This is a genomic window from Streptomyces sp. NPDC051578 (genome assembly GCF_044454045.1).
GTDB lineage: Bacteria > Actinomycetota > Actinomycetes > Streptomycetales > Streptomycetaceae > Streptomyces.
Genome location: NZ_JBITDH010000001.1, coordinates 230,212 through 241,310, shown reverse-complemented (window position 1 = coordinate 241,310; position 11,099 = coordinate 230,212). Strand labels below are relative to the sequence as shown.

The following is an 11,099-nucleotide window of genomic DNA, read 5'->3' as shown; positions in this document are numbered from 1 at the left end:
CTCGACCCCCCCCCGCCGCGCCCCGCCGCCCCGCCGCGGGGGCGGGCTGGGGGTACGGCCCCGGGGCTCACTCCGCTGCGCCCGGGGCGGCCGGGGGGCCGGGGGGGCGCCCGCCGCGGGCGCGGCGCCCCCTTGACGTTGCGGGTTGCGGGTGGACGCCCGGACGGCGGGGTCAGGAGGGGACCGGGGAGTCGCGGCGGGCGAGGGCGACCACGCGTTCCGCGCCGGCCAGGACCGCCGGGTCGACGAAACGGCCGTCGGGCAGGGCCACCGCGCCCGGGGTGAGCCGGGCCGCCGCCATGATCTGCTCGGCGGCCGCGACCTCCTCCGGGCCGGGGAGGTAGGCCCGTTCGATCACGGGGAGCTGGCGGGGGTGGATCGCCGCCCGGCCCAGGAAACCCAGCGAACGGCCCCGGGCGCAGGAGACGGCCAGCGCCTCCAGGTCCCGGATGTCGGGGAACACCGACTGCGCGGGCGGGGCAAGACCTGCTGCCCGGGCCGCGACCACCACCCGTGAGCGCGGCCAGTCCAGGCCCGCCTCGGCGCTGACGCCCAGGTCGGCCCTGAGGTCCGCCTCGCCCAGGGCCAGCCCGCGAAGGGCGGGGTGGGCGCGCGCGATCTCGTAGGCCCGCTCCACGCCCAGCGCGGACTCCAGCAGGGCGTACAGAGCCACCCCGCCGGTGCGGGCGGCGACCGCGGAGATCTGCTCGGGGGCGCAGATCTTGGGCAGGCGCAGGCCGGCCAGGCCCGGCAGCCCGGTCAGCGCGGTGAGGTCGGCGCCCGCCCAGGGGGAGTCCAGGGCGTTGACCCGGACGTGCACGGGTACCGGTTGTCGCTCGGTGAGCAGTTCGGCGGTCGCGGCGCGGGCGTACTCCTTGCGGGAGAGCGAGACCGCGTCCTCCAGGTCCACGATGACGGCGTCGGCCCCCGAGTGCAGGGCCTTCCAGACCACTTCGGGCCGGTCACCGGGTGCGTACAGCCAGCTAAGGATCATAGGGCCCCTTCCTTGCGCAGAGCGGTGATCTCGGCCCCGGTCAGGCCGAGTTCGGTGAGGACGGCGTCGGTGTCGGCGCCGTGCGGACGGCCCGCCCAGCGGATCGCGCCGGGCGTGCGGGAAAGCCGGAAGAGGACGTTCTGCATGCGGAGCGGTCCGAGCTCCGGGTCGTCGACCTCGGTGAGGGTGCCGAGCGCCGCGTACTGCGGATCGGCCATCACGTCCCGTACGTCGTACACCGGGGCGACCGCGGCCTGCGCGTCCTCGAAGGCGGCGACCACCTCGTCGGCCTTGCGCCGGGCGATCCAGCCGCCGACCGCCTCGTCGAGCAGCGGCGCGTGCGCGGCCCGGCCGGCGGCGGTCGCGAACCACGGCTCGGCGACCAACTCGGGCCGCCCGACCAGGCGCAGGACGCGTTCCGCGACGGACTGCGCCGAGGTGGACACCGCCAGCCAGCGCCCGTCCGCGCTGCGGTAGGTGTTGCGGGGCGCGTTGTTGGTGGAGCGGTTGCCGGTGCGGGGCTGGACGTAGCCGAGCTGGTCGTACCAGAGCGGGTGCGGGCCGAGCACCGTGAGGATCGGCTCGATGATGGCCAGGTCCACCACCTGGCCCTGGCCGGTACGGTCGCGGCCCGCGAGAGCCGCCATCACGGCGTACGCGGTGGTCAGCGCGGCGATCGAGTCCGCCAGTCCGAACGGCGGCAGCGCCGGCGGCCCCTCCGGCTCCCCGGTGATCGCGGCGAAGCCGCTCATGGCCTCCGCGAGGGTGCCGAAGCCGGGGCGGCGGGCGTACGGGCCGTGCTGGCCGAACGCCGTCACGCGGGCCAGGACCAGGCGCGGGTTCGCGGCGGACAGCTCCGGCCAGCCGAGGCCCCACCTCTCCAGGGTGCCGGGGCGGAAGTTCTCGATGACCACGTCGGCGGTGGCGGCCAGCCGCAGCAGGGTGTCGCGGCCGCCCGGGGTGGACAGGTCGAGGGTCATCGTGCGCTTGTTCCGCCCCAGCAGCTTCCACCAGAGCCCGACGCCGTCCTTGGCGGGGCCGTGACCGCGGGAGGGGTCGGGCCGCACGGGGTGCTCGACCTTGACGACCTCGGCGCCGAAGTCACCGAGCAGGGTGGCGGCGAGGGGCCCGGCGAACAGGGTGGCCAGGTCGAGCACGCGCAGACCGGCGAGGGGCCCGCCGGGATGGAAGTCCACCGCGGCCGCCCCGCTCGCGCCGGGACTCGTGAGATCGGGGCCCGCGGCGGCGGGGTCCGTCGCGTGCGGGCCTGCGGCGTCGGGATCCGTTGCGTCCGGGCCTGTGGCGGTGGGGCGGGTCGTGTGCGGGCCTGCGGGGTCGGGGCCTGCGGGGTCGGGGCCTGCGGGGTCGGGGCCTGCGGGGTCGGGGCCCGCTGTGTCGGGGCCTTGGGCGTCGAGGCCCGTCGTGTCCGGGGCCGTCGTGGCCGGGCCTGTGGCGGTGGGGCCGGTCGTGTGCGGGCCTGCGGGGTCGGGATCCGTTGCGTCCGGGCCTGTGGCGGTGGGGCGGGTCGTGTGCGGGCCTGCGGGGTCGGGGCCCGCTGTGTCGGGGCCTTGGGCGCCGAGGCGCGTGTCCGGGGCCGTCGTGGCCGGGCCTGTGGCGGCGGGGCTCATGCGGGGGCTCCGGGGGCGGCCGCGGCCCGGGCTCCGGAGGGCTGCCCGGGTCCCGCACTCCGCCCGGCCAGGGCAAAGGCCTCGGTCTCGGCGCGCGTCGGCATCGAGTCCTGGGCGCCGGACCGTTGCACGGACAGCGCGGCCGCCGCGGACGCCCACCGCAGGGCCTCGGGCATCGGGCGCCCCTCGCCGAGGGCCACGGCGAGGGCCCCGACGAAGGTGTCCCCGGCGGCCGTGGTGTCCACCGCCCGGACGCGGGGCGCGGGCACGGTCAGCGGCTCGCGGTCCCTGGCCGCGTAGAGGACTCCGGCCGCCCCGAGGGTGATGACCACCTCGGGGACGTCCTGGAGCAGGGCTCCGGCCGCCGCGTGCGGGTCGGTGAGCCCGGTGAGGGCGGCGGCCTCGTGCTCGTTGGGCACCAACAGGTCGATGAGACCGAGCAGGTCGGGTGGCAGCGGCCGGGCCGGGGCCGGAGTGAGGACGGTCCGCACGCCGTGGGCCCGGGCGGCACGGGCTCCCGCGAGCACGGCCTCCAGCGGCAGTTCGAGCTGGAGGAGCAGGCAGTCGGCGGCGCCGATCCGCGAGTCGTCGCCCGCCTCCAGGCCGGTGACCAGGCCGTTGGCACCCGGGATGACGACGATGCTGTTCGCGCCCTCCCCGTCGACGGTGATGTGGGCGGTGCCGCTGGCGCCCTCGACGGTGCGCAGGGCGGCCGTCTCGACCCCGGCCTCCGCGAGCGCGGACCGCAGCCTTACGCCGAATTCGTCGGCCCCCACCGCCCCGATCATCACCACCTCGCCACCGCAGCGGGCCGCTGCCACCGCCTGATTGGCGCCCTTGCCGCCCGGAACCGTACGGAAGGCGGTGCCGGTGACGGTCTCGCCGAGGCGGGGGGCCTTGGGGACGTAGGCGACGAGGTCCATGTTCGTACTGCCGAGCACGGCGATGGCCGTCATGAGCGTGCTGCCTCCTGTGCGGTGAGGTGGGCGAGGGTGTCGAAGCCGATGCCGTCGAAGCCGGCGACGGTGGTGGCGAGGCGGTTTTTGAGGGGCGCGGCCCAGCGGTGCGGGACCTCGCCCGCGACGAGGGCGGCGAGGGAGCCCGCGGTGGCGCCGTTGGAGTCGGTGTCCCAGCCGCCGGACACGGCGCGGCAGACGGAGTGGGTGAAGTCGCCGTCGGCGTGGGTGAGGGCGGCCGCGACGAGGGCGGTGTTGGGGACGGCGTGTACCCAGTGGTAGTGGCCGTGGCGGGCGTGCAGCACGTCCACGACACGGTCGAAGTCGGTGTGCCGGGCCGCGGTGTCGATGGCGTGGCGGACAGCGCCGGCGAGCCGGGAGCGGGGCGGTACGACGGCCAGTCCGGCGCGGAGCGCGGTGTGGACGTCGGCCCGGCCGGTGGCGGCCTCGGCGATGGCGGCGGCGCCGAACAGGGCCGCGTAGACGCCGTTGGCGGCGTGGGTGAGGACGGCGTCCCGGTAGGCCTGCGCCGCGGCGGCGGCCGGATCCCCCGGGTTGGTCCAGCCGTGGACGTCGGCGCGGATGAGGGCGCCGATCCATTCGCGGAAGGGGTTGTGGTGGGTGGCGGTGGCGGGGGGTTCCAGACCCTGGAGCAGGTTGCGGTACGCGATGCGCTCGGCGGTGAAGGTGCGGCCGGCCGGGAGCTCGTCGAGCCAGAGGCGGCCGACGTCGGCGGTGGTGAAACCCTTGCCGTGGCGCTGGAGGAGGAGCAGGCCGAGGAGGGGGTAGTTGAGGTCGTCGTCCTCGGGGGTGCCGTCGATGTTCTCGGCGAGGGAGGTGGGGGCGGAGCGGCGGTTCCAGGGGTACGCGGCCAGCAGCGCGGCGGGGACGCCGCGGGCGGTGAACCAGTCGTCCAGGGGCCAGTTGCCCGCGGCGCGGGCGAGGCGGCGGATGCCGTCCAGCGGGAGCTTCTCCACGGGCTTGCCGAGCACGCACCCGACGGCCCGCCCCACCCAAGCGGCCTCCAGCCGCCGGACGAGCCCGGCCTCGACGTGGCTGTCCTCCGCCCCCGGGGCCGGATCGCGCGGGGCACCGGCGACTGCGGGCCGGGGCCGCGGCTGCGGCCCGGGGCGGGGGCCGGTGTACGAGTCGGGGTGCGGGTCCGGGTGGGGGTCGGGGTGCCGGTCGGGCCGGGGGGCCGGGTCGGCCAGCGGGTGCGGGTGGGGGTGGGCGTGCGGCGGCGCGTCGGGGTGCGGCGCCGGGCGGGGGTCGAGGTGCCGGTCGGGCCGGGGGGCCGGGTCGGCCAGCGGGTGCGAGTGGAGGTGGGCGTGCGGCGGCGCGTCGGGGTGCGGGTCCGGGTGGGGGTCGAGGTGCCGGTCGGGCCGGGGGGCCGGGTCGGCCAGCGGGTCCGGGTGGAGGCGGGCGTGCGGCGGCGCGTCGGGGTGCGGGTCCGGGCGGGGGTCGGGGTGCCGGTCGGGCCGGGGGGCCGGATCGGCCAGCGGGTCGGGGTGCGGATGGGGGTTGGCGTGCGGCTGCGGCCCGGAGCGCGGCTCGGGCTGCGGCGCCGGGTGGGCCTGCGGGTGCGGGTCGGGGTGTGGTTCCGGGTGGGCCTGCGGGCCGGGCTCCCGCGTCGGGTGGGCCTGCGGGTGCGGGTCGGGCCGGGGGGTCGGGGGTTTTCCCGGCAGCTGTGGGGCGGGCTTGGGGGCGGGTCGGCCACGGGGGCGGTCCGGCTGTGGGGCCCGGGGTCGTGCCGATCCGGGGGCCGGGTCGGCTGCGGGGGTGCGGGGCCAGGTGGCGGTGATGGCCCGCCAGGACTCCGGTTCGTCGGGGGCCGAGGGGGAGGGGAGCGCCGCGAGTTCGGTCAGGAGGCGGCCCGCCAGGGCGCGCAGCCCGGGGTCGGCGGGGGCCGGGGAGGCCCCGGCCCGGTCCGGGGCCGGGTGCCCGCCAGCCGCGAGCCAGACCCGCAGCAGCGGCTCCGCGTCCCGCCCGTCCTGCGCCGCCTGCCGCAGCTCGTGCCCGACCAGGTCCTCCGGCTGGACCCACGTCAGCCGTACGGATCCCGCCAGGGCGGCCCCGTGCTCGCCATCCCGTGCGGGCGCCTCCGGGGTAGGGGGTGTCATCGGAGGGCCGCGATCGCGGTGAACGCCGACTCGTGGGCGCGGCGGCGGGCCCGGTCCCGGGTGAAGACCTCGCGGGCCACCGCCGTCAGCGCCGCCGCCGGGGCGTGCAGGTCGAGCCGGCTCGCCTCCGCGACCTGCTTCGCCCACACCTCCGGTACGGCCGCGAGACCGTTCAGGGCACCCGACAGCGCCCCCGCCATCGTGGCCGTCGAGTCGCAGTCCCGCCCGTAGTTGACCGCTCCGAGGACCGAGTCCTCGTACGCCCCGTCCGCGATCAGCAGCATGCCGAGGGCGATCGGCAGCTCCTCGATCGAGTGCAGCCGTGACGGCCGCCGGGCGCCCAGCGACGGCCGGCGGTAGTCCGGCCCGACCGAGTCGTACGGCGCGACCGCCTCCCGTAGCGGAACCAGCGCCGACTCGATGTCCCGGCAGCCGCGCGCGACGTCCCGGACCGCCTCGATGGCCGCCCGGGTGCCGTCCTTGGCCAGGGACACGGCCGTGTCGACCACCGAGCCCGCCGTCGCCCCCGGCACGCAGGCCGCGGCCACCGCCGCCGCGAACACGCCCGCCGCCTCCCGCCCGTAGGAGGACTGGTGGGCCCCGGCCACGTCCAGCGCCTCCGCGTAAGCGCCCTCAGGATTACCCGCGTTGACGAGCCCGACGGGCGCCATGTACATCGCCGCCCCGCAGTTGACGATGTTGCCGTTGCCCGCCTCGCGCGGGTCCGCGTGCGCGTAGTGCAGCCGGGTCACGATCCACTTCTCCGCGAGGAAGATCCGCTGGAGGGGCAGGGCCTCGGCTTCGAGCTCCGGGATCCAGCGGGGGTTCGTCATCAGGTCCGGGACGAGGTGCTCGGCGATCGCGTAGGCGTCGAGGTGGTCGCGTACGGCCTCGTAGACCCGTACCAGGGCGTGGGTCATCAGGGTGTCGTCGGTGACGTGGCCGTCGCCCTTGTGGTACGGCGCGATGGGGCGGGCGGTGCGCCAGTCCTCGTACCAGGGGCCGACGACGCCGCGCACGCGGCCGCCGTGCCGCTCGACGATCCGGTCCGGGGACCAGCCCTCCACCGGGCCGCCGAGGGCGTCGCCGACGGCCGCGCCGACCAGGCAGCCGGCCGCGCGGTCGTCGAGGGTGAGGGGGGTGAACGTCATGTCCGAATCATCCCTTGGGGTGCGGGCGTTGCGCGGGCTTTGGGTGAGGTGAGTTCCGTACGGGCGAGCAGCGCGGCGAGTTCGACCAGGTCGGTGCCGGCGAGGCGGGGCAGGGCGCAGCCGGAGAGGGTGCGGCAGGCCTCGCGCCAGGCGGCGGGCAGGCAGTCGCCGCCGCCCAGCGCGCCGGTGAGGGCCCCGGCGAGCGCGGGGGCGGAGTCCGCGACGCGGGACAGGCAGGCGGCGGCGGGTACGGCCCGGGCGACGTCGCCGCGGGCGGCGGTGACCAGGGCGAGCGCGACGGGGACGGTTTCGGCGGCGGCGATCCCGTAGCTGTAGACGTGGTCGACGATCTGGTGCTCCAGGAGCGGGACGAGGGCGAAGGCGCCGCCGCCCTCGTCGGTCCGGGCGAGCTTGACGGCGTGGCGGGCGTTGCGGCCGATCTCGGTGGCTTCGGGGAGCTGCTCCAGGGCGGCGTCGACGGCGGCGTCGGTGTCCGCGCCGGCGAGGGCGGTGGCGATGGCGGCGGCCATGGCGCGGGCGCCGTGGACGCCGTCGCCGTCCTGGGTGTAGCGGGCGTCGAACTCGGCGAGGTCCGCCGCGGCCAGGGGGTCCCCGGGGTGGACGACGGCCAGGACGCAGGCGCGGACGCAGGCGGCGTCGTCGAAGTAGTGGGGGTTGTCGTGACCGGTGGCGGGCGGGCGCAGGCCGGCGGCGAGGTTGCCGAGGCCGGCGCGGACGGAGATGCGGGCGCGCAGGGGCAGGACGGCCGACTCGACTTCCGGGGCCCGCTCGGCCGCGGCCGCCACCTCGCTGGCCAGGGCGTTCCAGGCGAGGTCGATGGCGGCCCGCATCCGGCGCGAGCGGGAGAGGTCGCTGAGCAGGACCCCGGCGGCGGTGAGCACCGACTCGGCGGCGAAGGCGGCCCATTCGGCGTCGTCGGAAGGGCCGAGGCGCAGGGGCTCGGGGGGCTGGTTGAGGGCGATGGGGACGGGGAGGGTGGTGGTCGCGTTCTGCTCGGCGAAGGTGTCGAGCTCACGGGTGAGGCGGCGGGTCCACTCGGGCATCCGGCTGGCCCGGTGCCGAGCGGCGGGCCACCCGGCCGCGTCGCCAGCGGCGAGCCCGAGCAGCAACCCCTCGATCCGCCGGGGGCCGGCGGGGGAGCCGGCACCGTTCTGCGCGGGGGCGGCCGTCCGGGTGGCGGTACGGACCTCAGCGCGCGCGGGGCCGGCGGGGCCCTCCCCGCCCTCCCCGCCCGCGCCGGACCCCGCGGGCTGCGGCGCGGCCCCCCGCCCGAAGGCCGGCCCGCTCTGCCGCACCCACCCCCCGCCGACCACCTCCGCCGGCCCGGCGCACGACGCACCCGCCTGCTCCGGCCCGCGGCCTCCGGGCCGGTCGCCCGTCGGCGTGCGCAGGCGCCCGGACGCGCCCGCCACGGCGCACCACGCACCTGCCGGCTCCGGGACGTCGGGCCGGCCGCCCGTCCGGTCGCGGGCGGCGTCGGGCTGGTCCCCTGCTGGTCCGGGTTCGGTGTGCTGCTCGGCCGCCGGCTCCGGGGCGTCGGGCCGGTCGCCCGTCCGGGTGGGGGACGGGTCGGGCTGGTGTCCGGCCGGGCCTGGCGGGGTGTGCGGCTCGGGCGCAGGCTCCGGGGCAGGGGTTCCCGGCCGGTCACCCGTCGGGCTCGCGACGGGGCCGGGCTGCTGCCCGGCCGGGCCCGGTCCGGTGTGCCCCGCGCATGCCGGCTCCGGGCCGGTCTGTTCCGCGGCTGCCGCCGGTCCGGTGTGCCGCTCGGCCGCCGGCTCCGGGGCGTCGGGCTGGTCGGCCGTCAGGGGGCGCGTGGGGGCACGGTGGTTTACGGGCGGGGGCGGGGTGGGGTCGTAAGGGGGAGGGGTCATCGGGCGGGCTCGGATTCGGGGGTGAGGAGGTCCGCGATGTCCAGGACGTGGTAGCCGCGCATCGAGGGCAGGCAGCTGCCCCGGACCGGGCCGATCACCGACGACCAGGCGCCCGGGATCGCCGCGGCCCCCGACAGCGCCCCGGCCAGCGCCCCCGCCACCGCCGCGGTGGTGTCCGCGTCCCGCCCCATGTTCACCGCCGTGAGGACGGACTCGGCGAAGTCACCCCGCGCCGCCGCGAACGCCCCGAAGGCCAGGCCCACCGCCTCCGGAGCCAGGTCCGTCCAGGGGTAGCCGCCGATCACCACCGCCGACCGCACCGCCCGCTCGCCGCGCGGGGCCGCCGTCACCGCCCTGCGCAGTGACCGCGCCGTCCAGGAGTCCGAGGGGATCACCGACAGCGCCGCCGAGACCACCGACGCCGGGGAGCCGCCCGCCATCGCCGCCGCGACGCCGGCCGCGACCGCCTGGCCGCCGTAGATGCCCTCCCCGTCGTGGCTGACCGAGCCGTCGATCGCCACCAGCCGCGCGGCCTCCGCCGGCCGCCCCGCCGCGAACACCCCGAACGGCGCCGCCCGCATGGCCAGCCCGTCCGACCACGCGTGGCGGTGCTGCGCGGAGATGGGCGCCGCCAGGCCCCGGCGGAGGTTCTCCAGCGTGCCGCGTTCCGAGAAGCCCGCGCCGCGGAAGGGTCCGACGTCCAGGTCGGCGATCCAGTGGTGCCAGGCGCGTTCCACGTGGCTGACCGCGAGCGCCGACCCGTGGCGGGCCAGCAGCAGCCCGGAGAAGATCGCGTACTCCGTGTCGTCGGTGCCCGCCGGATCGTCGGAGACGAAGCCCTCGATCCGGCCCCACTTCGCCCGGATCTGCGACGGCTTCATGTTCTCCGCGGGGGCGCCCAGCGCGTCACCCACCGCCAGTCCCAGAAGCGCGCCCCTGGCCCGTTCGAGGAGGATCTGCGGATCGCATGCAATCAGCTCCATCGCGCGCCTCTCCACTTGATGGGACTCATCATGAGCCCTTGGGGGATTTGTGCCATGGGATGACGTTTGTCGCGAGCCGCGAAACACCCCCCGAAGGCCGCCGTCACCCGGTCGCCGACCCGCGAAACCCCAGGTAAGTACGGCCTTCCTTGCTGGCGGACGAAGGAAATCGTGCGTAGTTTCGAGGTGTTCAGGGGGAGTGGCCGTCTGCGCGTCGCCTTCGCGTACCCGCTCGCAAGCAGGGGCCCGGCCGAGTAGCGGAAGAGGCTCGGACGACTCCCGGAAGAGGCTCCGAAAAGGCTCGGAAAAGGCGTCGGAAAGACAGCTCGGCAAAGGCTCGAAAAAGGGGAGATACGGCGCATGTCCATCATCGACACCGAAGCACCACTGCACACCGCCCACCGCGACAACCACACCCACCGTGACGTCAACGGCGGATGGCTGCGACCGGCCGTTTTCGGTGCCATGGACGGGCTCGTCTCCAACCTCGCCCTCATGACCGGTGTGGCGGGCGGCGCGGTCGCCCCGCAGACCATCGTCATCACCGGCCTGGCCGGGCTGGCCGCCGGCGCCTTCTCGATGGCCGCCGGCGAGTACACCTCGGTCGCCTCGCAGCGCGAGCTCGTCCTCGCCGAACTCGACGTCGAACGCCAGCAGTTGCGCAAGCACCCGGTCGACGAGATGGAGGAGCTGGCGGAGCTGTACGTATCGCGGGGCGTCGAGCCCGCCCTCGCCCGTGAGGTCGCCATGCAGCTCTCCCGGGACCCGGAGCAGGCGCTGGAGATACACGCCCGCGAGGAGCTGGGCATCGACCCGGACGACCTGCCGTCGCCCCTGGTCGCCGCCGTCTCGTCCTTCGGCTCGTTCGCGCTGGGCGCGCTGCTGCCCGTACTTCCCTACCTGCTGGGCGCGACCGCCCTGTGGCCGGCCGTACTGCTGGCCCTGGTGGGCCTCTTCGCCTGCGGAGCGGTCGTCGCCCGGGTCACCGCGCGCTCCTGGTGGTTCAGCGGTGTGCGGCAGCTGGTCCTGGGCGGTGCGGCCGCCGGTGTGACGTACGTCCTGGGCACGTGGATCGGCGGCGCCCTAGGCTGACCGGCGCAGGAGTGAGACACTATGCAGAGCGCCGCATAAATTAATGATTACCCGGCGGTTTCGAGCACATCACCGCCGGGCATCACACCAGGGCTCCCCATGGCTGCCGCGGGGAGCTTCCGGGCAATGAAGCCCCACGCATCACCCTCCCGGCTCCGGGATCCCTTTTCTGCTTGCGTTTACGCCTCGCGCAGTGTCCGCATGCTGGAACGAGATATCCGCCACGCGGGATCACGGTCATCATGTAACCTGCACGAAATTTCGCAGAGGGCCAACGTCGTCC

6 protein-coding genes and 2 pseudogenes are annotated in these 11,099 nt (G+C 76.7%); 1 reads left to right on the top strand and 7 read right to left on the bottom strand.

Translation table 11 applies throughout. The annotated features are described in order from the left end of the window. Positions 1 to 172: 172 nt before the first annotated feature. From ACIA6C_RS01095 to ACIA6C_RS01065, 7 genes and pseudogenes are all read right to left on the bottom strand, one after another. Entirely contained in the window at positions 173 to 994 is an 822-nt protein-coding gene (locus tag ACIA6C_RS01095) for a CoA ester lyase (protein WP_366082356.1), read from the bottom strand. Beyond that, positions 991 to 2,190 (bottom strand): CoA transferase, encoded by a 1,200-nt coding sequence (locus ACIA6C_RS01090; protein ID WP_366082355.1) that lies wholly within the window; start codon positions 2,188 to 2,190, stop codon positions 991 to 993. Before ACIA6C_RS01090 ends, ACIA6C_RS01095 begins: the two co-directional genes overlap by 4 nt. 428 nt (positions 2,191 to 2,618) lie before the next feature. Then, positions 2,619 to 3,578 (bottom strand): ribokinase, encoded by a 960-nt coding sequence (gene rbsK, locus ACIA6C_RS01085; RefSeq protein ID WP_399272028.1) that lies wholly within the window; start codon positions 3,576 to 3,578, stop codon positions 2,619 to 2,621. Then, a pseudogene (locus tag ACIA6C_RS01080) lies at positions 3,575 to 4,609 on the bottom strand (ADP-ribosylglycohydrolase family protein); the annotation flags it as partial. The gene rbsK and the pseudogene ACIA6C_RS01080, both read right to left, overlap by 4 nt. Positions 4,610 to 5,694: 1,085 nt before the next feature. Further along, positions 5,695 to 6,849, bottom strand: a complete 1,155-nt coding sequence (locus tag ACIA6C_RS01075; RefSeq protein WP_399272026.1) for an ADP-ribosylglycohydrolase family protein — start codon at positions 6,847 to 6,849, stop codon at positions 5,695 to 5,697. Positions 6,850 to 6,890: 41 nt separating this feature from the next. Beyond that, positions 6,891 to 8,165 (bottom strand): annotated as a pseudogene (locus ACIA6C_RS01070) (ADP-ribosylglycohydrolase family protein); the annotation flags it as partial. Between the two features lie 572 nt (positions 8,166 to 8,737). Next, the gene (locus tag ACIA6C_RS01065; RefSeq protein WP_366082351.1) at positions 8,738 to 9,724 is read right to left on the bottom strand and encodes an ADP-ribosylglycohydrolase family protein; all 987 of its coding nucleotides are present in this window, start codon (positions 9,722 to 9,724) and stop codon (positions 8,738 to 8,740) included. Between the two features lie 360 nt (positions 9,725 to 10,084). On the opposite strand from ACIA6C_RS01065, the gene ACIA6C_RS01060 reads away from it, so the two are divergent. Further along, the gene (locus ACIA6C_RS01060) at positions 10,085 to 10,816 is read left to right on the top strand and encodes a VIT1/CCC1 transporter family protein (protein WP_366082350.1); all 732 of its coding nucleotides are present in this window, start codon (positions 10,085 to 10,087) and stop codon (positions 10,814 to 10,816) included. Positions 10,817 to 11,099: the final 283 nt, after the last annotated feature.